The organism is Singulisphaera acidiphila DSM 18658, assembly GCF_000242455.2.
Lineage (GTDB): Bacteria > Planctomycetota > Planctomycetia > Isosphaerales > Isosphaeraceae > Singulisphaera > Singulisphaera acidiphila.
Genome location: NC_019892.1, coordinates 6204786 through 6227817, shown reverse-complemented (window position 1 = coordinate 6227817; position 23032 = coordinate 6204786). Strand labels below are relative to the sequence as shown.

Annotated in this window: 14 protein-coding genes; 12 read left to right on the top strand and 2 right to left on the bottom strand. The window is 62.7% G+C overall.

Annotated features, from left to right (window positions below; translation table 11 throughout):
• Positions 1 to 111: 111 nt before the first annotated feature.
• Positions 112 to 1173 (bottom strand): Gfo/Idh/MocA family protein, encoded by a 1062-nt coding sequence (locus SINAC_RS24465; RefSeq protein WP_015248247.1) that lies wholly within the window; start codon positions 1171 to 1173, stop codon positions 112 to 114.
• A 387-nt stretch (positions 1174 to 1560) separates the two neighbouring features.
• On the opposite strand from SINAC_RS24465, the gene SINAC_RS24460 reads away from it, so the two are divergent.
• The 6 genes from SINAC_RS24460 (at position 1561) to SINAC_RS24435 (ending at position 9314) form a co-directional block, all read left to right on the top strand.
• Positions 1561 to 2289, top strand: coding sequence for an ABC transporter ATP-binding protein (locus tag SINAC_RS24460; protein WP_015248246.1), 729 nt, complete (start codon positions 1561 to 1563; stop codon positions 2287 to 2289).
• A 58-nt stretch (positions 2290 to 2347) separates the two neighbouring features.
• Positions 2348 to 5110 (top strand): Gldg family protein, encoded by a 2763-nt coding sequence (locus SINAC_RS24455; protein WP_015248245.1) that lies wholly within the window; start codon positions 2348 to 2350, stop codon positions 5108 to 5110.
• A gap of 183 nt (positions 5111 to 5293) precedes the next feature.
• Complete coding sequence (locus SINAC_RS24450) at positions 5294 to 6826, top strand: DUF4340 domain-containing protein (RefSeq protein WP_015248244.1); 1533 nt, start codon at positions 5294 to 5296, stop codon at positions 6824 to 6826.
• Positions 6827 to 7271: 445 nt separating this feature from the next.
• Positions 7272 to 7826: an acetolactate synthase small subunit gene (gene ilvN / locus SINAC_RS24445; RefSeq protein ID WP_015248243.1), complete on the top strand. Its 555-nt coding sequence runs from the start codon at positions 7272 to 7274 to the stop codon at positions 7824 to 7826.
• A 171-nt stretch (positions 7827 to 7997) separates the two neighbouring features.
• Positions 7998 to 9002, top strand: coding sequence for a ketol-acid reductoisomerase (ilvC, locus tag SINAC_RS24440; protein ID WP_015248242.1), 1005 nt, complete (start codon positions 7998 to 8000; stop codon positions 9000 to 9002).
• Between the two features lie 81 nt (positions 9003 to 9083).
• Positions 9084 to 9314, top strand: a complete 231-nt coding sequence (locus tag SINAC_RS24435; RefSeq protein WP_015248241.1) for a ferredoxin — start codon at positions 9084 to 9086, stop codon at positions 9312 to 9314.
• Between the two features lie 399 nt (positions 9315 to 9713).
• Here the strand turns inward: SINAC_RS24435 and cphA are convergent, their stop codons facing one another.
• Positions 9714 to 12386: a cyanophycin synthetase gene (cphA, locus tag SINAC_RS24430; protein WP_015248240.1), complete on the bottom strand. Its 2673-nt coding sequence runs from the start codon at positions 12384 to 12386 to the stop codon at positions 9714 to 9716.
• A 994-nt stretch (positions 12387 to 13380) separates the two neighbouring features.
• On the opposite strand from cphA, the gene SINAC_RS24425 reads away from it, so the two are divergent.
• The 6 genes from SINAC_RS24425 (at position 13381) to SINAC_RS24400 (ending at position 23026) form a co-directional block, all read left to right on the top strand.
• Positions 13381 to 15660 (top strand): cyanophycin metabolism-associated ABC transporter, encoded by a 2280-nt coding sequence (locus SINAC_RS24425; protein WP_015248238.1) that lies wholly within the window; start codon positions 13381 to 13383, stop codon positions 15658 to 15660.
• A 151-nt stretch (positions 15661 to 15811) separates the two neighbouring features.
• Entirely contained in the window at positions 15812 to 16315 is a 504-nt protein-coding gene (locus tag SINAC_RS24420) for a cyanophycin metabolism-associated DUF1854 family protein (protein ID WP_015248237.1), read from the top strand.
• A gap of 307 nt (positions 16316 to 16622) precedes the next feature.
• Positions 16623 to 18395, top strand: a complete 1773-nt coding sequence (locus SINAC_RS24415) for an adenylate/guanylate cyclase domain-containing protein (RefSeq protein ID WP_015248236.1) — start codon at positions 16623 to 16625, stop codon at positions 18393 to 18395.
• A 524-nt stretch (positions 18396 to 18919) separates the two neighbouring features.
• Positions 18920 to 20344, top strand: a complete 1425-nt coding sequence (locus SINAC_RS24410) for a multiheme c-type cytochrome (protein WP_015248235.1) — start codon at positions 18920 to 18922, stop codon at positions 20342 to 20344.
• A gap of 115 nt (positions 20345 to 20459) precedes the next feature.
• Positions 20460 to 22028 (top strand): multiheme c-type cytochrome, encoded by a 1569-nt coding sequence (locus SINAC_RS24405; protein WP_015248234.1) that lies wholly within the window; start codon positions 20460 to 20462, stop codon positions 22026 to 22028.
• Positions 22029 to 22171: 143 nt separating this feature from the next.
• A complete protein-coding gene (locus tag SINAC_RS24400; RefSeq protein ID WP_015248233.1) occupies positions 22172 to 23026 on the top strand; it encodes a hypothetical protein in 855 nt (284 codons plus the stop codon).
• The last annotated feature ends 6 nt before the right edge of the window (positions 23027 to 23032 follow it).

The following is a 23032-nucleotide window of genomic DNA, read 5'->3' as shown; positions in this document are numbered from 1 at the left end:
GAGAAATCCCAAAACTCGACAAAATCTCGTTTTTGCCCATTTCCTGCCAGAATAACCCGCACAGCCTAACTTTGCCTTGAAAAGGAGGGAGACGACGTCTGGCCAATCGCCTCAATGCGGTGAGGATGTCAGGCCAGCCGGGGGAAGGATTCGGACCTTCCGACCCTCCTCAGCTGAGGTGTAGCCGGCCCAGACAACATCCATGGTTTTTAGGTTGTCGGTTCCGCTGGTTTCGTGGGAAATGCCTTGGAGCAGACCTTCGATGAAGTGGGCCTGAGTCTGGGCGTAGCCGTCGACGTAGACCTGGTCGTCCGGCTTCAACGGAACCGACCTTCGATCAGTCGTTCCATCGAGGCCGACCCGGAGGAGCGAGCCGTCAGTCTGGAGCTTCAGGAGGCCTTCGCTCCCCTCAACGGCCGTCTCGTTGAGGGCCCACTCCGAGCGGGCCACGTCGGCCGAGGCACACCAGGTCATATCCAGCAGACCAAGAGCTCCGCTCGTATAGCCGAGAGAGAGGGTCGCGAGATCTTCGCCGACCTGGCCGGCACCGAATCGCCCCAAGGTTGCCGACACGGTTTCGACCTCGCCCAACAGATAGCGCGCGGTGTCGACCAGGTGGCAACCCATCTCAAGGAGGATCAGGCGAGGCATCGTCGCGAAGTAAGGTTGATCGCGAAATCCATCGGGACGCAACGCGCGAGTGTCGCGATGCGTCAGCCTAAGACGGATCGGCCGGCCGATGGTGCCGGCCTCGAGTTCGCGCTTGAGCGCACGATACCACGGGCGGAACCGCCAGTTCTCGTGGATCATCAGGCGAACCGACGCCGAGGCGCACGACGCGATCATCGCGAGCAGATCCGAGCGGACGAGCGCCGAAGGCTTCTGGCAGAGGACATGAACCCCATGTCGGGCCGCCAGTTCGACAAGCTCGCGATGCGACTCGGGCCTGGTGCAAAGTTCAACAAAGTCGAGATCCCCGTGGCGGAACAGGTCGGCCGCATCGCGGTACGCCTTGGCCGGGATCAACTGTCCTGCGCGTTCGAGACGTTCGGGATCGAGGTCGCAGAGGGCCACGATGGAAGCGCCGGGGACGGTCTTCCAACCCTCGAGATGATGCTGCGAAACATAACCGCAGCCGATCAGCCCCCCACGGAGTGGGGACGAGAGACTCATTCGATCCGTCCTCGGGCACGTTGCCGAAAAGAAAAAAAGAATGGACGCGTCTGGCGAACCTTGGAACACTCATTCCCGTAGTACCAAATGATTCCGGGTCGACGAATTAGACCGGCCGTCGCGAACCTCGTCCAACCATTTCGCGAAAAAATGAGCCAACTTGACGAGGGGCACGGCGACATGGAGACGGGAGAAGTGGGAAGGGTCGTGCCGGTTGCGTCGCGCCATCAAGCCGCGCATAATGAGGGCCGATGTCGCCCCCTGCCCGCAGCGGGAAGTGGAGCAAGTGAACCACCCCAGTCTCCGTCGTGCGGCGAGCGCAACACTCCGTCGCCCGGGGTCGCTCCACTGGAATAACCACGAGTGGTTGGAAGAGGTAGTTGAGGCATGTCCACTCCCTTGATGATTGAAGCCCAAGGGCTTTCCAAGCAATATGGCACGTTTCTGGCCGTCCGCGACGTGACGTTCTCGATCCCTCGCGGGCAAGTGGTTGCGTTTCTCGGCCCCAACGGCGCGGGCAAAACGACCACGATGCGCCTCCTGACCGGCTTCGTCGCCCCCACCCGAGGGACAGCCCGGATCGCCGGGATCGACGTCCAGGCGGATCGGATCGAGGCGGCCCAGCATATCGGCTACCTGCCGGAAAACGGCCCGCTCTATCCGGACATGACCCCACACAGCCTGCTCGATTTCTTTGGCCAGGCGCGAGGCCTTTCCGGGAGCTACCTCCGGACCCGGATCGAATCGGTCCTGGCTCAGTGCTCGCTCGAGTCAGTGGCACACAAACCCGTCGGCAAGCTCTCCAAAGGATACCGCCAGCGGGTCTCGATGGCGGCGGCGATGCTCCACGACCCCGAAGTCCTCATCATGGACGAACCGACCAGCGGGCTCGATCCCAACCAAATTCGCGGTGTTCGAACCTTGATTCGTGAACTGGGCAAGTCGAAAACCGTGCTCGTCTCGACCCACATCCTTCAGGAAGTCGAGCCGGTCGCGGACCGCGTCCTGTTCATCCACGACGGGAAGATCGTCTTCGACGGCGAACCGGCCGAATTGCGGGCCGAGGGCAAGTCGCTCGAGGATCAATTCCATCGTCTGACCGCTCAGCCGGTCTAAGGCAATCGAGGATTCCTTCTCCGATACTTCCGCCTATTCTGCACACAGGACCGATACGGTGACCACGCTCCATAAGAATTCAACCAAGCCCACCCCGCCGAGGGCGAACCCGGGAGTCCGCGGGTCGTCGCCGTTCCGCCTGCCTGTCATCCGGGCGATCTTCAAGCGGAACTTCTTGAGCTATTTCAGCAACCCGGCTGGTTATGTCTTTATTACCTTGTTCGTTTTCGTCAGCTCCTGGGTCGCGTTCTGGCAGCCGGTTTTCTTCACGAACAACCTGGCCAACCTCGCACCTTTGAACGACTGGATGCCCTACCTGCTCTTGTTCTTCATTCCGGCGATCACGATGAACACGTGGGCCGAGGAACGGCGGTTGGGGACCGACGAGCTTTTATTTACGCTCCCCGCACATGACGTCGACGTGGTACTGGGCAAGTATCTCGCCGCCATCGGCATCTATACGGTCGCCCTCGCCTTCTCACTGACCCAGGTGGTGATCCTGAAGTGGCTCGGCTCGCCCGACATGGGAATCATGTTCTCAACCTACCTCGGCTACTGGCTGATGGGGGTGATGCTGATCGCGTTGGGGATGGTGGGCTCGCTCCTCTCGGCCAACGTCACGGTCGCCTTCATCCTGGGTGCGGTCTTCTGCGCGGTCCCCGTCTTCCTCGGTCTGCTCGGCTCGCCCCTGGGTGGAGCCCTGCGCCGCCAGTTCGAGGACCTGTCGGTCCCCGCACAATTCCACGACTTCGGCACCGGAGTCGTGCCTCTGGCCGGCCTCTTCTACTTCCTCTCGCTGGCTGCAGCCTTCCTCTATGTGAACATGGTCCTGCTCGGGCGAAGGCATTGGGCCGGCGGGCAGGCGAGCAACGGCCGCTGGGGCCATTCGCTGGCTCGGGTGGTCGCGGTCGTCATGGCCTTGGCCAGCCTGAACGTCCTGGTGGCCCGTGCCGGAGTCCGGGCGGACACCAGCGCGGCCCGGTTGCACACCCTCTCGTCCGAGACCCTGACCGCGCTCAAGCAGATTCCCAAGGATCGGCCCGTCTTCATTCAGGCCTATTACAGCCCCGACGTCCCTCGCGAATTCGTCGAGACCAAGGCCGACATGATCGGCTTGCTCAAAGAGTTTGCCGCCAAGGGGGGAGACAGGGTCCGCCTGAACCTGGTCGAGACCGAGCTCTATTCGCCCCAGGCCCGTGACGCCGAGAAGCGATTCGGCATCGAGCCGCGCCGGGTGATGACCGCCGACGAAGCGCGACAGACCTCAAGCGAGGTCTTCCTCGGTGTGGCGTTCAACTCGGGCTTGGAAGAAGTCATCATCCCCTTCTTCGATCGTGGCCTCCCCGTCGAGTACGAGCTGACCCGCTCGCTCCGCGTTGTCTCGCGAAGCGGCCGGAAGAATGTCGGGATCTTGAACACCGACGCCAAACTGATGGGGAATTTTGACTTCCGCTCGATGGGCCAGAGCCCCGAGTGGTCGATCGTCACCGAGCTCAAGAAGCAGTATAACGTCAGCTCGGTCTCTCCCGACGCCTCGCTGCCCACCGACCTGGACGTTCTGCTGGTCGCACAGCCCTCCTCCCTGACCCAAAAGCAGATCGACAACCTGACGGCCTACGTCCGGCAAGGGGGGCCGGTGCTCCTCTTCCTCGACCCCTTGCCCTACGAGAATCCGCAGATTTCGCCCGAGATACCTCGTGCTCCGGCGGGAGGACCGTTTGGCGGTGGGCAACCCCCCGAACCGAAGGGGGACCTACGTCCCTTGCTCGAGTTGATCGGGATCGACTGGCCGACGACCGAGATCGTCTGGAACCCGTACAACCCGCATCCCGCCCTGGCCGACCTACCTCCCGAAGTCGTCTTCGTCAGCAAGAACAGCGGCGCTGAGGATGCGTTCAACCCCAGTCAAGCGGTCAGCTCCGGCTTGCAGGAAGTGGTCACCCTCTTCCCCGGCCTGCTCCGTCAGCGCGGTGGGGCCGGTCTCGACTTCACCCCCTTGCTCCGCACCAATCAGTCGGGCGGCACGCTGCCGTTCAGCGAGGTGATGCAGCAGAGCTTCATGGGTCCGTCGGGGATCAACCCGAATCGGCCCCACTTCCCCACCGGCCTGGCCTACACCCTGGCCGCCCGCGTCCAGGGCACACCGGCGGCTGAAGCGGATAAGGAAAAGGAAAAGGCGGAAGAAAAGACCAAGGAGGCGAAGAAGAAAGCGGCCGAGATCAACGTGATCGCGATCGCCGACCTCGACGTGATCTCCGAGCAGTTCTTCATGCTCCGCAGACAGCGGGCCGAGAACCTCGAGCTTGACAACGTGACCTTCGTGCTCAACTGCGTCGACGTCCTTGCCGGCGACGATGCGTTCGTCACCCTCCGCAAGCGTCGTCCCGAGCACCGGACCCTCTCGCTCCTCGAAGCCAAGAACAAGTCGTTCATCGCAACCCGCCAGGACGAGACCAAGGCGGCCGAGGACGAGGCCAAGCAACTGCTCGACAAACTGCAAAAGCGACTCGATAAGGAAGTCGAAGCCGTACGTTCGAGCAAGGACATGGATGAGCGGACCAAGGAGATCAGGGTCCTCCAACTCCAGGAGATCGCCAACCGCCGGCTCGACGTCGACAAGGCGAACATCGACGACCAGAAGCGGAAGAAGATCCTCGAGATCAAGGGGGACACCGAGCAGGAGATCCGCCGGACGCAGAACGAGGTTCGTGCGGTCGCGATCGCAATCCCGCCGCTCCCTCCCTTGATTCTCGGTCTCCTGGTGTTTGCCACGAGACTCCGACGTGAGAACCAGGGGGCCAACCCGAATCGGCTCGCCTGAGCAAAGCCGGCGGTCGCACCGTAGCCGGTGCCCTTGGTCATCTTGATTGGCGCGAGGGTGGGGACAGCCCACCCGCCCTCTGTGCCCTTCCTCAATTTGAGATTCGCGAGACGACACACGGCGGTTGGTTTCCCACCTCCTCATCCCGGAATCAATGATCCTCACCCGAGGTAAGCAGAGACAATGAAAGAGACGACCAAAACCCTCATATTCGTCGCCGTGGCGCTATTGCTCACAGGCGCGGCCTTCTTGAGAATCCCTGATCGATCCGCCCAGGACATCGCGTTCGTCGACGCGGGACAGCCCTTCTTCCCCGAGTTCAAGGATCCGTTCGCTTGCACCGACCTGCAAGTGGTGGACTACGAGCCCTCGACGGCAACCTCGTCGGAGTTTGCGGTCAAGTTCAAGGACGGTAAGTGGGTAATCCCGTCCCACTACGACTATCCGGCCGACGCCAAGGACCGGCTCGCCAAGACCGCCTCCAGCGTGATGGACCTGAACAAGGACACGATCCGCTCCGACCGGGTGGAAGACCAGGAAGAGATGGGCGTGGTCGACCCTCTCGACACCAAGGTAACGAGCCTCAAAGGGCGAGGGAAGCGGATCACCCTGCGCGACGCCTCCGAAAAGGTCCTTGCCGACCTGATCATCGGTAACGAGGTCCGCAAAGAAAAGGACTCCCCCGGCGGCGAGTCGGCCACAGGCCAGCGTTACGTTCGGGTCCCCGGCCAGAAGCGAATCTACGGAGTCAACGTCAAGGCGGACCTCTCGACCAAGTTCGCCGACTGGATCGAGACGAACCTGCTCAAGCTCGACGCCAGCAAGGTCCGCAAAGTGGTCGTCGACCACCACAAGGTCGATCCCGAACGTGGCGCGATCGTCCCCGGTGACGTGTTGACCCTCGAGCGCAAGGACGCGAGCGGCCCCTGGACCACCGATGGGGTGCCCGACGGCAAGGAACTCGACGCCGAGAAGCTGACGGCAATGACCACCGCGCTCAGCGACCTCAAGATCGTCGGCGTCCGTCCCAAGCCGGACGGACTCAGCCGCGAGTTGAAGGTGGCTACCGACGGCGAGGTCAAGCCCACGACCCGGCAAGCCCTGAGCTCACTCGTGACCAAAGGGTTCTACCCGACGGCCAAAGGACTCTATTCCAACCAAGGGGACGTGATCGTCAGCACCGACGAGGGCGTGGTTTACACGCTTCGCTACGGTGAAATCGTCCTCGCCAGTGGCCTGGACCTGACCAAGGGAGCCGACGAAGCGGCGGCGGAGAAGGACAAGGCGAAGCAGCCCGAAGGGGCGGCGGAGAACCGCTACCTCATGGTCACCGTTTCCTTCGACCCCTCCCTGATCCCTCAGCCCGCCCCAACCGAAGAGCCGAAGGCTCCGCTGACGCTGCCCGAGGACCCCTTCCAAAAAGCCCCCGACGACCCCAAACGGATCGCCGAGGAGAAAGAAGCCAAAGAGAAGGCCGATCGCGAGAAGGCCGACCACGACCGCAAGATCGCCGATGGCCAGAAGCGGGCCAACGAGCTGACCGAACGGTTCGCAGGCTGGTATTACGTCACCCCGGGCGACAGCTTCAAAGCGGTGTCCCTCAACCGCGACACCTTGATCCAGGATCCGAAGCCCAAGACCGCAGCCCCTGGCGGCATGCCGCCAGGCATGGGGGGCTTTCCTCATCAAGGAATCCCCGGTTTCCCCGGTCAATAACAGAAGCCTCGCTCGCCGCAGAGGCGAGCGGGAAGCGTAAGCTCCCTGTCTTTTTGTGATCGCGCGTGAGCGTGCCAAAAAGACAGGGAGCTCCCCAACAGAAGCTTCCCTCGCCTTCAAGAAGATCCAAGCTCGTGTTAGCCGGCGTTTTTTTTGTTGATCTCGGCCGCGCCAACGCGAACGTCAACGAGCCCTGGACTGTCTCGTGTGCGTGGCTTGGGGCGGTCGGTCGTCGACTCCGCCACGGTAACCCCGTGTTCGAGTCATCTCGACCCCCTTGCGAGGGCGAGACGGGGGGAGTACATTCATTGTTTCCGCGGTTCGCACCAGCGTGTTGCGCGGCATGGGGCGAGCGCCTGAGACTGAGGGGGTTCGATTCGCGATGGGGGCTGAGGCGACGACGACGATCACAGGTTCAGGGACCGCGGTGCGAGGAACGGGACGAATGCGGCATGTTCTCTCAGCGCTGGTGCAAAACCAGCCGGGCGTCTTGGCGCACGTTTCGGGGATGTTTGCCTCGCGCGGATTTAATATTGATAGTCTGGCAGTGGGCGAGACCGAAGATCCCCACCTCTCCCGGATCACCGTCGTGGTGATGGGAGACGATCGCCTTCTGGAGCAGGTGCGAAAACAGCTCGAGAAGATCGTCACGGTCGTCAAAGTCCTCGACATCTCGCGAGAAGACTTCGTCGAGCGCGACCTGATCTTGATCCAGATCGACGCTACCCCCGACCGCCGCGCCGAGATCAAGGCGCTGGTCGACAGCTACCGAGGTCGCATCGTCGACATCGGACCTGAGCAGTTGATGATCGAAATCTCCGGCCAGGAGAAGAAGATCGAGGCGTTCATCGAGGCCGTCCGCCCCTACGGGATCCGCGAACTCGCGCGAACCGGCCGGATTGCCTTGGTCCGTGGCAGCCGTCCGGCCTCTTGCGAGGAGACCGCGGCTCCTGACGCCGACGAGAGCACGCCGACCGTCCTGGGACATTCCAATTTGTAATGAGTTCCTGGTGGTTTCCGGTTCGTGGCTCGTTCGTTTACGAACGCCCTGGGCATCGGCCGCGTGAGAGTCACCCTCTCACGCGGCCGGTCCCCAAGCTTTTTTTCACCTGACGAGCCATCCTCCGCGAGCCAACAGCAACTCTCCTTTATGCTTGAAGGGGAGCCGCCGATGCCGGCCACGATGTTTTACGACCAGGACGCCGACCTGGGTCTGTTGAAGGGCAAAACGATTTCGATCATTGGCTACGGAAGCCAAGGGCACGCCCAGGCCCAAAATCTCCGTGACTCGGGTTGCAACGTCGTCGTAGGACAGCGCCCCGGATCGGCCAACTACGACCTGGCGGTCGAACACGGCTTCAAGCCGGTCTCCGCCGCGGAAGCCGCCGAGGCTGGCGACCTGGTCAACATCCTTCTGCCCGACGAAGTCCAGGGTGACATCTACACCCAGGACATTAAGCCCAACCTTCGTCCCGGCAACCTCCTGTTGTGCTCGCACGGGTTCAACATCCACTTCGGCCAGGTGGTCCCCCCCCAAGGGGTCGACAGCGGCCTGGTGGCGCCCAAAGGACCCGGGCACCTCGTCCGCAGCGAGTTCGTCAAGGGCGGCGGCGTCCCCTGCCTGATCGCCACCGGCGAAGGCACCTCGTCCGCCGGCAAGGCGTTCGCCCTGGCCTATGCCAAGGGGATCGGCGGAACCCGCGGTGGAGTGCTGCAGACCACCTTCGCCGAGGAAACCGAAACCGACCTCTTCGGTGAGCAGGTTGTCCTCTGCGGTGGCGTGAGCGCCCTGGTCAAGATGGGCTTCGAGACCCTGATCGAAGCCGGCTACCAGCCGGAAAGCGCCTACTTCGAGTGCCTCCACGAGCTGAAGCTGATCGTCGACCTGATCTATCAGGGCGGCCTCAACTACATGCGCTACAGCATCTCGAACACGGCGGAATTCGGCGACTACACCCGCGGCCCGCGCATCATCAACGAGCAGACCCGGGTCGAGATGAAGAAGATTCTCAAAGAGATCCAGTCGGGCGAGTTCGCCCGCGAGTGGATCATGGAGAACAAGGTCGGCCGCCCCGTCTTCAACGCGGTGCGTCGGCTCGAGCGCGATCACCCGGTCGAGCAGGTCGGCAAGCGGCTCCGCAGCCTGATGACCTGGATTGATGCCAAGTCGGTTTGATCCCACCCGAACAGACCTGACGAGACGGAAGGGAACGAGACGAGCGCCTGCCTTTCAAAAGGCGGGCGCCGTCCGCTAGCCATGGCCGATCAGAGCCAAAAGGTCCCCGAAAACGTGGCAGGTAGCTTCTACGTCGATGTGACCTGCATCGATTGCGACCTCTGCCGTGAGACCGCTCCGCTGAACTTCGTCCGCCACGATGCGGAGGGGTACAGCTTCGTCGTGCGCCAGCCTGAAGAGCCGGCGGAACTCGCCGCCTGCTTGGCCGCCATGGAAGAATGCCCCGTCGAAGCCATCGGCAACGACGGTTAAAAGAAAACGAGTGATCGGTGAGACCGGGCTCCGCCAGTCTCACCGATCAAAGGCATGGACGTCGACCGGTTCCAAACCGGCATTGCGCCCACACCTTTGGCTCCTTCTCTTATTCCAAAGACGTATCGCCTCTGTTCTCGTCGTGTGGGCACAGCCCACCAGGCGGGGCCCCTTCGCGCTCAAGGGAAATCCCATTGATGGGCCATGCCCACACAAAGGCCCTCAATGCTTGGGGAATGTCTTGCGCAGCGAAAGAGAAAGGCAGAAAAAGTGATCGGTGGGACGAGTTCCGTTAGTCCCACCGACCAAGGCATGGACGTCGACCAGTTCCAAACGAGGGATTGCGTCCACGCCCCAAAAGTACGATCAGGCAGACAAATCAAGGCAGAGACGAATCGATCAAGAGCCGGCCTGACCAACCAAGGCACGGGCCGCGGTGTGCGCCGCCTTGCGTTCGGGCTTGGGCGGGGTCGTTTCGAGGAACCGGATCACTTCGCTCACGACGTCGTCGATCTCCTTGGGCTGGATGACCAGCAGATCGCCCGGCTTGAGCGCTCGCAGCGCCTGGTCAATGGCGGTCGGTTCGTCGGGCGTCTCGATGACGTCGAAAAGCCGGGTCGCCGTGGCGAAGCCTTCCCGAAGGAGGGCCAGGATCTCGCCGGGGGCACGCCCTCTACGATCGGGATATTCGTAGAGAAGAACACTATCGAACGCCTCGCCGAGGATCTCGGTCTGACGAATGATGTCCTCGTCGCGCCGGTCCCCTTCGGCCGAGAAGATGATAGTCCGGCGCTGCTGCGGGAACATCTCGAGCGCCTCGACCAGAGCGGTCACGGCGGACGGGTTGTGGCCATAGTCGATGATGACCGCCGCCCCGTTGGCTTCCAGAACGTTGAACCGACCAGGAGTCACCTGGGCACTGCTGGTGAAGCTCGCCAGCCCCATCCGGATCAAGTCGAGAGGAACCCCGGCTGACCACGCGGCGCCGGCGGCGGCCAAGACGTTCTCGACCTGGAAAGCCACGCGGCCGTCATACGTCAGCGGAATTCGCGACAAGGGAGCGAGGGAAATCTCGTTCTCTCCCTCGGCCAGGATCACGACCCCGTCGCGGACGAACGCAACTCGGCCCCCTTGCTCTCGCTTCGCCTGAATCACAGGGTGCTGGCCGTCTCGGGAGAAAAAGAGCACCGAGCCCGGGCACTTGGGGGCCATCTGCTCCACCCAGGGGTCGTCGGCCTTGAGCACCGCGGTGCCGGTCGGCTGAACGACGTCCACGATCGTGCGCTTGACGAGGGCCAATTTCTCGAGCGTCTCGATGCCGGAAAGGCCGAGGTGGTCCCCTTCGCCGATGTTGGTCACCACGGCGACGTCACACTTATCGAAGCCGAGTCCCTCGCGGAGGATCCCCCCTCGGGCGGCCTCGAGCACGGCCGTCTCAACCTTGGGATTGAGCAGGATCGCGCGGGCGCTCTGCGGGCCACTGCAATCACCGGCCTCGATCCGACGGTTATCAATATAGATACCGTCGCTATTGGTCATTCCCACCGTCTTACCGGTGCCTCGCATGATATGCGCGATCAACCGCGTGGTGGTCGTCTTGCCGTTGACGCCGGTCACGGCGATCAGCGGAATCCGGCCGTTGTCCCCGTCGGGGAACATCATATCGACGATCGCCTCGCCGACCGGACGAGGGGTGCCCGACGACGGCTCGAGATGCATCCGAAGTCCAGGCCCGGCATTGACCTCAACAACCACTCCCCCCTGCTCTTCGAGCGGGCGGCTGATGTCCAAGGCAACGATATCCACGCCAGCGATGTCGAGGCCGATCACGCGGGCCGCGTCGATCGAACGTGCGACGACATCGGGATGAACCTCGTCAGTCACGTCGGAGGCGGTTCCCCCCGTACTCAGGTTCGCGTTGCGACGGATCAAGATCCGCTCACCGGTTTGCGGGACCGAGTCGGGCGTCACTCCCTGCTCGCCCAAGACCTCCAGGGCGATCGGGTCGAGTACGATCTTGCTGAGCGCGGTGGCGTGATGGTTGGAACGCCTCGGGTCGGTGTTCACTTCCTCGACAAGTTGGGCAATCGTCCGCTGGCCGTCACCGATGACATGGGCCGGTTCACGGCGGGAGACGGCGACCACCTTGCCGTCGATCACCAAAACCCGGTAGTCAGCGCCCGGTGCATAACGTTCGACCACCACCTCATCACCCTGCTCGCGGGCGTTCTGGTAAGCGGTCACGACCTGCTCGCGCGTCGACAGGTTGGTCGCGACGCCCCGCCCTTGGTTGCCAAATCGCGGCTTGATGACAACCGGATGTCCGATGCTCCGGGCAGCTTCCCAGGCATCGTCGGCGTCGGTCACCGGTCTCCCCTCGGGCACCGGAACACCGACGGCGCTGAGCAGGGTCCGGGTCAGATCTTTGTCCTGGGCGATCGACTCGGCGATCGCGCCGGTGCGGTCGGTCTCGGCGGTCAGGATGCGCCTTTGCCTGACTCCTTGACCGAGCTGGATCAAACTTCCGGAATTGAGCCTGCGATGGGGAATCCCGCGATTTTTGGCGGCGTCGACGATTGCGGCGGTGCTCGGCCCGAGCGCAACCTCGTGGGCCAACTCTCGAAGCCGCTGGACCTCGGCCTTCACGTCGAAAGGACGGTCGGCCATCGCCGCCAGGACGAGTTCTCGCGCGGCGTATAGACAGGCACGGCCAACTTCTTCGACACGATATTGAACGACGACTTTGTAGATGCTCGAGTCTTCTTTCAGCTCCCGAGCCCGGCCGTACTTAATCGGCATACCGAGTAGCTCCTGGAGCTCGAGCGTCACGTGCTCCAGGATGTGCGCCGGGTAGGTCCCCTCGCGAAGCCGCTGGAAGAACCCGCCCCGCACTCCCTCGCTACATTGATGCTCAATCATCGTCGGGAGCCAGCTCATGAGCCGGTCGTTGAAGCCGGGGATTGACGTGGAGGGCGAATCCTTCAGCGCCCCCAGATCCACCCAAGCCTCGAGCACGGGAAAATTCGCCCACATATTCGGCCCACGCAGGGCAAGGACCTTCAGAAACTCCATGAACCCGAACCTCCCAGACGGAATTGGCATCGCGGCTGTGTTGATGTTGTGCCGACCCGAAGGAGCGATGATCGTCGGTTGATACCTTGACACCTCACGCAGGCGCGAACCATCCACGCGAGGGAAGTACCTGTTCTCTTAAACTGCACCTGGCTTCTGATTCTCAAGGAAGCAAATGAGACAGGAGCGAACGCCTCTTGAGATCCCCCGGCCCGCGTCTTCAAAGCTCGTGGCATCGAAGAACCGGCCTCTTGATTCGCACGACTACCGTATCAGTACGGAGTTTTTCCGCCGAGCGTTGGGCGATGTCAGCAGGGATTCAATGTTTCTCGATTGAGGAACTTTATTGCGGGGGGGAGAGCGCCCCCCGAGCGAGAGACATGGGGAGGACAGGCCCCCCGAACAGCACAGCCCCGCGCACGAACAGAGGCTGCGCCATCGCGATTGCGCTTCGCCGTCACCGAAGACACGGGACAGCGAGAGAGACCGGGCGAGGTGTTCAGGACCCCGCGGTGGACGTTCCGAATCAAGTGACCCCCAGCGTTCCAAAACGAGGCAGCGTCATTCCATTGACTCAACTGTTTCCCATGAACCTACGTAACCAAGAACATGCCCCGCTAGAAAGGAAGTGCTTTACTGTAGGCGTCCGGCCCATGAAAAATCAACTCGGCACCATATCAAAGTTGGAAATCGAAAGATCGAAGGACGTGGACCCCTCCATGTTGGATTTTTGTTAAATTCTGATCGCCGTGTCCGTCGGTGCCCACCAGCTCACAAGACTCGAAGGCTCTTCCGAATTCGTAAATGCTTGCCCAACGCGATCGGAACCATGAAGGCAACCCAAACTCTCACGAAATCCGTGCTCTATTCAAAGTCCATTCGACCCTTAGAATGATTTGTCCGTACTTCTAGAGTAGAATTAAAGGTCTGTCCCTAGGGACGGGTCCAGGTCGATTCGCGACGGTCGAGCCGCAGGCTTGAGGAAGGTCGTTTCGTGATCCCCAAAGCGGACGGTGTCAACGAGGGTTTGGGCCCGCTGCCAGGGGCCTGGGGTGGGGAATTCGAGACGCAGCTGGAGCCGGGGGAGCGACCGCTGACCTGGTTTGCTCCCGACCTGGATAACCGCCTGCGCTACGGGGCGAGTCTGCTTGTCCTGACCGATCGCCGCTTGATCCACGGTGAACCCGCGCCCCCTGAATCGGGGAAGGACGCCGGTTCACCGCACTGGCAATCGTGGCCAATCAAAGAAGACCAGGCGCTGCGGGCCCGCGATCGCGCGGGCCTCGGCACGCTCGAGTTAATCGATCCCACGGGCCGCCTGGCCTACTGGCGTTACACAATCGGCCGTACCACCTCCGCTCATCGATTTATCGATCGATTCGAGGCCTTGGTGCGCGACGGCCACGACGGGCCCGATTCGGCTTCCGAAACCGCGTGCCCATCCTGCGGGGCCGTCCTCGCTTCGTCCCAGGCAACCTGCTCCGCCTGCTCCCCTCCCTCCTCCGCCAAAGCCGCCGCCGCCCTCCTCCGACTCTCCCAATTCGCGCGTCCGCGTGGATGGATGATCGCTCTTGGGTTTATCCTGACGCTGGCGAGTACGGCGGCCAGCCTGGTTCCTGCCGCTTTAACCGAGCCGTTGATCGACGACGTCCTGATCCCATTTGAGAAGAGCCGGACCGGCAGTTTTGGCCTGGTCAGCTTCTATCTCATGTGGATGACCGCAGCCTACGTTGCGGCCTGGCTGCTGGGGTGGGCGCGGACCTACGTCCTGGCCTGGGTGAGCGAGCGGGTCGCCGCCGACTTGCGGAACCAGACCTATTCTCACCTCCAAAAGCTCTCGCTCGAGTACTTTGGCGGTAAGCGGACGGGCGACCTGATGTCGCGTTTGACGAGCGACACCGACCGGATCTGCAACTTCCTCTCGATCCACCTGCTCGACTTCGGCACCGACGTCATCATGATCCTGATGACGGTGGCCCTCCTTTGTTATCGCGACCCCTGGCTGGCCGTCGCCGCGCTCGTGCCGTTTCCGATCATCATGTGGCTGGTCCATTTTGTCCGCCTCAAGATGCTCCGGGCACTGCAACAGGGGAGTCGGGCGTGGGCGGCGATGTCAAGCGTCCTGGCCGACACGATCCCCGGGATCCGGGTGGTCAAGGCATTTGCCCAGGAGCGCCGGGAGGTTGACCGGTTTCGCCAAACCAACGACCACGTCCTGGCCGTCAACGACCGGGTGAACACAATCTGGTCGTTCTTCGGCCCAATGACCACCTTCCTGACGCAAGGAGGCTTGCTCATCGTCTGGGGTGTCGGTGCCTGGATGATCTTCGAAAAGAACCGGATCACGGTGGGGGCATTGACGATGTTCCTCACCCTGATCGCGCGGTTCTACACGCGACTCGAAGCCATGCTCCGGATGGTCCAGTCGACGCAACGTGCGGGGGTCAGCGCACAGCGAATCTTCGCGATCCTCGACCGGGCGCCGAGCGTCGCCGAACCGACGCGACCGATTCATCTCGACCGGATCCAGGGGGAGATCGAACTCCGCCAGGTCGCGTTCCGCCACGGCAGTCGCTCTATCCTGGGAGGCATCAACCTCTCAATCCAACCGGGCGAGATGATCGGCCTGGTCGGAGCCAGCGGCGCGGGCAAGAGCACGCTGGTGAACCTGGTCTGCCGCTTCTACGACGTCAGCGAAGGGGCCATCCTGGTCGACGGCGTGGACATCCGCTCCTACGCGATCTCAAATTATCGCCAGCACATTGGCATCGTGCTCCAGGAGCCGTTCCTCTTCTATGGGACGATCGCGGAGAACATCGCCTATGGCCGCCCGAATGCCGATCGCGGCGAAATCATCGCAGCCGCCCGCGCCGCACGAGCGCACGACTTCATCCTCCGGCTCCCCGATGGTTATGACTCGATCGTGGGCGAACGGGGGCAAGCCCTCTCGGGAGGCGAACGCCAACGCATCTCGATCGCGCGAGCGATTCTGATCGATCCACGGATCCTGATCCTTGATGAAGCAACCTCGTCGGTCGATACCGAGACTGAACGCGAGATCCAGGAAGCCCTCGATAACCTGATCCGCGGACGCACCACCATCGCGATCGCCCACCGGCTGAGCACGCTCCGCCGCGCTGATCGCTTGGTCGTCCTCGAGCATGGACGGATCGCCGAGGTCGGCCCGCCCCATGAATTGATCAAGCGACCAGGGGCATATTCACGTCTTCACCGCGCTCAAATGGAACTGGCCACGGGGCAGGCGAGTCTCTGAGCCGGCACTGTCGCATCGCCTGTTGTCCACGGTTTTGAAGGAATCCGAAAAGAGACCACGGGTCGAGCCCGATTCGGGATAGAACCGGCCGAGGAGATCGGCCCTGAATCCTCCTTCACTTGACGTCTTTCTAAACTCACAAGGTCGCAACGTGGAAACCGTTCCCGCTTCCGGTAGTTCGAAGCCTTCGCTCCGACCGTTCGGGCTGAGCCAGGACGCCTGGGGCCGGCTCGTTCTGATCGATGCCGATGGCAAACGTCACGTCGGGGTCGAGCCGGTCCGTGCCTTCCCGATCACCGACCCGGGGCTCTGGGTTTCGCTCTGCGATCCCAATGGCCGCGAGATTCTCTGCATCGAGTCGCTCGACGACCTCTCCCCCTCCATCCGCCAGATCCTGGAGGGGGAGCTTGCGCTTCGCGAGTTCACCCCTGTGATCAAGCGAATCCTCCGCCTCTCGGGCGAGATCTCGCCGTCCGATTGGGACGTCGAGACCGATCGAGGGGCAACCCGCTTCACCCTCGACACCGAGGACGATGTTCGTCGAATTTCCGCTCATCGGGTCTTGATTACCGACTCGCAAAAACTGCGTTACCAGGTTCCCGACGTCCGCCTCCTTGACCTCTCCAGTCGCCGGATCCTCGAGCGATTCCTCTGAGCGATGAACCCTGTGTCTTTCTTGATCGGTGACGTTTCACCGATCAAGAAAGCCGTTTGATCGGTGGATTGCCGTGAGTGGGTGATCGTTTGCCCATAGAGGCGCGATCTGGTGGGCCATGCCCCTTTTTTCCGGTCCAGGCGGACTTTGTACCCACGCTCTGATCGGCCCTCGTTTTGCTCCATCACCGGGTCGCCATGGTTGAGTCGGAAACCCTGTTCCTGGGCAAATTCGCGGTCATTGTAGTACATTGGGACGAGAGGGACGACGAGGAAGTCCGTCTCTCGACGACGAGGAATCGCGTTCCATGCTCCGGATCTCCCTGACCTACAAGAACGCTCAGACTCAGTTCGCGCATGAAAGCGGTCCGATCGAATTTGGCCGCGGTCCTCAGCGCGACGTACCGAGACGAGTCCTGCTCGATCCGTCGGTTTCAGGCGACCAGCTCCGGATCGAGGAAGGCCCCCTCCGACGGCTCCGGATCCAGAACCTGAGCAAACGATTCCCGGTCTGGCTCCCCGGCGGGCAGATGATCGTTCCAGGAGGCCAGTGCGAAGTCGCTCTCCCCACCCGACTCACCATCGGCGAAACGCTTCTCAAAGCCGAGCCGGGTACGGAGAGCGGAGAGGGGACCTATTTCGAGAGCATGCGCACGGTCGAGAGGCCGTTCCGGCCCGGCGAGTCGAACTTCCTGACCGGGTTGCCCAAGGAAGAAGGCATCGACGCGGCCACCCTGGCGCGCTGGTTCGAGGCGGTGGTCTCGGTCCAACGGGCATCGGTCTCCTCGGGTGAGTTTTACAAGCAGACCGCGCGGGCGGTTGTCGAGCTGATCGGCCTGGACCGCGGTCTCGTGATCTTGAAACGGGGTAACGAGTGGGAGGTCATCGCCCACCACGATGCGGATTCGAGCGGCACGACGGGGACCGGTTTCAGTCGTGGGGTCCTCAATCGCGTTTGCCAGGACAAACGGACCTTCTACCAAGACCTGGCGGACGACTCACCATCGGCCAGCCTCCTCGAGATCAGCGCCGTGGTGGCCGCACCGATCTTGAATGATGACGGCGAGGTCATCGGCATCGTCTACGGCGCTCGGCTGCTGAAACCAGGAGCCTTGAAGCTCGCTATCCGGCCACTGGAGGCGCAACTGGTTCAGGTCCTTGCCACTGCGGTCGAGGCGGGGCTCGCTCGTGCCGAGAGCGAAGCGCAAGCCTCGCGAAGACGCATCCAGTTCGAGCAGTTCTTCTCCACCGAGCTGTCGCGCGAGCTCGACCGCGATCCCAGCTTGCTGGAAGGGCGCGAGCGGGAGATCACCATCCTGTTCAGCGATATCCGTGGCTTTTCGCGTGTGTCCGAGAAACTCACCCCAGGCGAGACCTGCCAGCTTGCCGGCGACGTGATGGAGCGTCTGACAGTCCGCGTGCTCGAGTTCAAAGGGGTCGTCGTCGGCTACAGCGGCGACGGCATGCTCGCCATGTGGAATGCGCCCGCCGACCAGCCCGACCACGCGATCCTGGCCTGCAAGGCCGCGATTGCGATGTTCGCCGAATTGCCGGCCCTCGACGACCTCTGGCGCGAGCGGATCGGCGGACCGCTCGGGATCGGCATCGGGATCAACACCGGGCGCGCCCTCGTCGGCAATACCGGGAGCCGAACCAAATTCATGTACGGGCCCCAGGGACACGCGGTGAACCTGGCCAGCCGGGTCGAGGGCGCCACCAAGCACCTGGGAGTTCCCGTGCTGATGACCGGGTCCACCCACGAGAAGCTTCGGGGCCAACTCCCCGCGCGAAAGCTTTGCCGCGTCCGGGTCGCCGGCATCGACGGTGCCGCCGACCTCTATGAGCTCCACACCGGCAGCGTCGATGCCGCCTGGGGATCGCTGTGCAACGCGTACGAAACGGCTCTCTCGCATTACGAACAGGGACGCTTCGCCGAGGCCTGCCGCACCTTGTACCCGCTCATTTCCGGCCCCGAAGGGCAGTATGACCTCCCCACTCTGACACTCGTGGGCCGCTGCATCGAGTGTCTCAAGTCACCGCACAAATCGTTCGATCCGGTTATCGAACTCGTCCAAAAGTGAATCTGGCGGGCCGGATCTGAGATACTGAGCCACCACCCGAGATCGCGCTCCTGGAAGCTTCCTTCGTCCCCCCCCTGGGACCGCAGGCGACCCGCCCGCTCTTGATTTCAAATACCATCAAATCAATTTATTTAAATTCGAATTGAATTGCGGGCGGGGCGCCCGTGGTCCCGGGGGAGAGGGCCAAGGTCAACGCTCACTCATCGTTCTGGTGGGTGCCGCCCCCTCAGACTCGGTTCTCTCAATCGCTCAACGGGTTTTGCAATTCACCGCAAGGGGCAGGTGAAAAACCGGTTCGCGACAATTCGACTGGAGCGATCGTCGTAATCGAACCCTTGAGGTCGTGCCCGAGACGCTTTGGACTAAGCGCTTCTCTCGCCCATGTCGATTCAGACTATAATTGTCTCGACCATTCGTAACGACGTGGCCTCTCCAACCGAATCGATCGGGAGAGTTCGCGACAACCAACACCTCAGCGCGTCATCTTTTTTGTTCTCTCCAAACGGACACACGGAGGCCCTTGCATGCGAGCTCTGAAGGGGGGGATGGACCAGGGGATCCTGCCCTTGCTCGTCATCCTGGCATTTGCCGCAGGGGAAAGACGCGCTCATACCGCCGAGCCGGCTCGACCAATCGAACTGACGCAAGCGAACTGGGGAGCGGGGCGTTGCTCGTCGACGGCCTGCCATGGCAGTCCGACCCCGGTCTACGGTTCCCGGGTCTTCCGCAACGAACACACGGTCTGGGCGTCTCGCGACCGGCACGCCGGTGCCTTTCAGACGCTCTACTCCGACTTATCCCGGTCGATCGCAAAAAAACTGGGACAAGGCAGCGGGCGAACCCTCCCCGCGCACCAGGACGGCCGATGTCTTGCCTGCCATTCGACGCCCGGCCCAGCCGTGAACCCGGAACTTGCGGCGACCATCCGGCAGGACGGGGTGGGCTGCGAGTCGTGCCATGGCTCGTCCGGCTCCTGGCTGGCGCTGCACACCACCTACGATTGGGACCTGCTCTCCTCACATGATAAGGAGGAGCGGTTCGGCAAGGTCCGGCTCGACGACCTGGCCGTGAGAGCCGAGCGTTGCGTCGCCTGCCATGTCGGGGTTCCGGCACGAAATGGCCTGCCGGCCCGCGAGGTGGATCACGACCTGATCGCGGCCGGTCATCCTCGGCTCAACTTCGAGTTCTCCTCGTTTCTCGCCAACCTCCCCGCACACTGGGTGGAGACCGGCCGGAACACAGCCGGCGATTTCCCCGCGCGGACCTGGGCGATCGGTCAGCTTGTCTCGAGCCGGACCGCCCTTGAGTTACTCGAAAGCCGCGCCAAGGAAGCCGCCCGGGTCGGGCCGGACGGGCCCAGCCGCTGGCCCGAGTTCTCCGAGTACGACTGCGCCTCATGCCATCAGGACCTCCGCTCCCGACCCCCGGGAACAAAGGTCGTCGGCGCGGCCACAGTCCCCGGGGTCCCCGCCTGGGGCACATGGTACTTCCCGTTGGTTTCAACGCTGGCGGATCTCCGACATGAACGTGATCCGGCGGCCACGGCGATCACCGCATGCCTTGGCCCGCTTCGAACCTCCATGAACGTGCCGCTGCCGGATGCAAGTCGTGTCGCCGGAGAGGCGGGCCAAGCCGCCCAGGCCCTCGATCGCTGGCTGGCGACCGTTCAACAAGAAACGTTCGACCCGGCGAAGACCGAGCCCTTGCTCCGCACCCTGCGCGCGAAAGAGATCGGTCGCATCGAGCCATCGGGGCCAGGGTGGGACCTTGAGGCCCAGGTCTACCTGGGCCTGGTCCCGCTTCGCCAGTCCCTCGGCCAACCGTTGCAGAACGATCCCGGATTGCTCAACGAGCTTCGCGATCGCCGGAAGCGGCTGCTGGCGCCGTACGTCCCGGTTCAAACGACCTCAGGAACCTTCCCGCCTGCCGACGGGCCGCCTCATCATTAAGCACAGGCTTCCGAATTTCTCACAACCGATCCATAATAGGTATGTCCAGGTCGTCACCAAAAAGTCTCCGGGTTATAAAAAAATCCCGTGATGTCGCGACGAGGAGACAAGATTGATGGCGGCGACTCAACGAGACCGGCTCCTGACCTTCATGGGTCTGGTCGTAGCCCTGCTGATCTCCTTGCCCTCGGCACACGGCCAGGCGCAAGGACCACAAGGGGCGGCAGCCCCGAATCCCGACGGCCGAACCCCGTTGATCTTCGGCGAGCGTTACTGCGCCCAGTGCCATGCGCACCCCGAGAATTATAAGGCGGAGTCGGTCATCTGCCGGATGAACGAAGCGACGATCTGGGGAACCAAGGACAAGCACAAGAACGCCTTCGCCGTCCTGTCCGACCCGCGCGGGGTACAGATGGGCAAGATCCTCGGGATTGACGTCACCACGCACCGCTCCTGCCTGGGCTGCCACAGCGTCACCGACCGATCGCCCGTGGCCGCTCAAGCGGTGGGAGTCGCCAAGCCGGCGCTCCGGGCGCAGCAGTTCGACGCCAAGGGAGACGGGGTCAGTTGCGTGGCCTGCCACGGCGCCTTTCGCGAATGGGTGTTCGAGCACACCACATTCGAGGACCCGAAATGGAGAAACCTGAGCCGGAAGGAAAAGGAAGAACGGTACGGCATGGCCGACCTCTGGGATCCGGTCACACGGACCAAGCGTTGCCTCTCCTGCCACGTCGGAAACTATGAAGAGGGGAACGTCCTGACCCACGCGATGTATGCGGCGGGACACCCCCCCCTGCCCGGTTTCGAAGTCTCGAGCTTCAGCGAAGCAATGCCCTATCACTGGGAATACCTTGGCGAGAAACGGCAAGGGAGACGCCCAGAAGTGCGCAAGACGCTCGAATCGATGCTCGACCTCGATAAGCTCGAGCACACCGAACTCGTGGCGGTCAGCGGACTCGTGCCGCTCCGCGAGACCCTCAAGCTGTTCGCAGCGCAGGCGGAAAAGGACGAGCTCGGAGACATCCCCGGCACCCGTTGGCCTGACTTCGCTCGGTTCGATTGTTACGCTTGCCACCATGAGGTGAATCGTCCGAACTGGCGACAGACGCGGGGATTCCCTGGGGTCCCCGGGCGTCCGCCCGCTCCGAGCTGGCCCATTGCGCTGGTCGGGCTTGGTATCGAGGCCGCGAACCCACAGGAAGCGAAGCCCCGTCTCGAGCAGTTCGATCGGCGGATCAAGGAGTTCCATGCCGCCCTCTCGGCCCGGCCGTTTGGAAACAAGGACCAGGCCATCGCCTCGGCCCGCTCGCTGGCCGGATGGATTGACGAAGTCCTGGCTGACCTTGGTAAGACCCCCGTCGACCGCGCGGTCGCAATCCGACTCCTCGACCGAGTCTGCCAGACGGCTCGGTCGGAAATCCCCGACTACGACACGGCCCGGCAACTCTTCTGGGCGTTCCGGACGATCTATCACGAGATCGAACCGAAGGCCGGACCCGATGTGCCGATCGCGAAAGTCCTCCAGCGGACCGACGAGGAGCTTGGCTTCAGCCTCCCCTCGGCTGGAACTCAGGAACCGATCGAGGCCACCCTCGCCAAGCGGCTCAAGTCGGTCACCGACTTCGACCCCGCGATCTTCCGGGCGAGGTTTGCCGAACTGGCCGGACTGCTCCCTCGGCATTGACCCTGCGCCTGGCCGCCGGCTAACGCCGACAGCGATCGGTTTGATTGCGTTCATTCCAAGTCTGAGCTATAAATATCAGGTCGTTATGTGGCGAATCGTTTCCGTGCCCGAGGGGCATCGTCGGCGCGTGGTGGAGCCTCTCCTTGCTGATTGATTCACGTCAGAAGGGCTGGTTCCTGGCGACGGTTGTCCTGGCGTTCTTGACGGCGATCGTCTACGCCTGGTTCGACTATTCCACACCCGGTGGCTTCAATGGTGGAAGCGTCATTGGGATGTGGTATGGGATCATTGGCTATTTGCTGATGGTCTATGCCGGGCTCCTATCGACGCTCCGGAAGGTCCCGTCGCTCTGGTGGCTCGGCTCGCGAAAAGTCTGGCTCAAGGGGCACATCTGGCTGGGCCTCCTGAGCGAGCTGGTCATCCTCTTCCACAGCGGTTTCCGCTGGGGTGGGCCGCTCGAGCAGGTGCTCTGGGTCGTGCTGACGCTCACGATCGCAACGGGGGTCATCGGACTCGCCTTCCAGCAATTCCTGCCCAGGATGATCACCCGGCGGATTACCTGCGAAGTCCCTTACGAGCAGATCCCCCATCTCTGCGCCTTGCTCCGCCGCAAATCCGACGCGATCATCGACGCAATCTGCGGCTCGTTCGACGCCCCGCTTGCCGAGGCTGGCGCAGAGTCGCCCCGCGCTCAGCTTCGCCAGTTCTACGAGAACGAGGTGCGTCCTTTTCTCGGGAATCCCTATTTGCGCAAGTCGCCGCTGGCGACCCCCGGAGTGTTGGAGGCCGAGTTGGCCGGGATCTCGGCCCTCTCCTGGACGTCGGACGTCGACGGGCCGCTCAAGTCGCTGGGGGCTCTCTGTGAAGAGCGCCGGCTCTTGGGCGAGCAAGAACGACTCCATCACCTGCTCCACGGCTGGCTCGTGATCCACATCCCGCTCTCGGTGGCCTTGCTCGTGCTGGGTTTGGCCCACGCGGCCCTCTCGATGTACTATTAGGCGAGG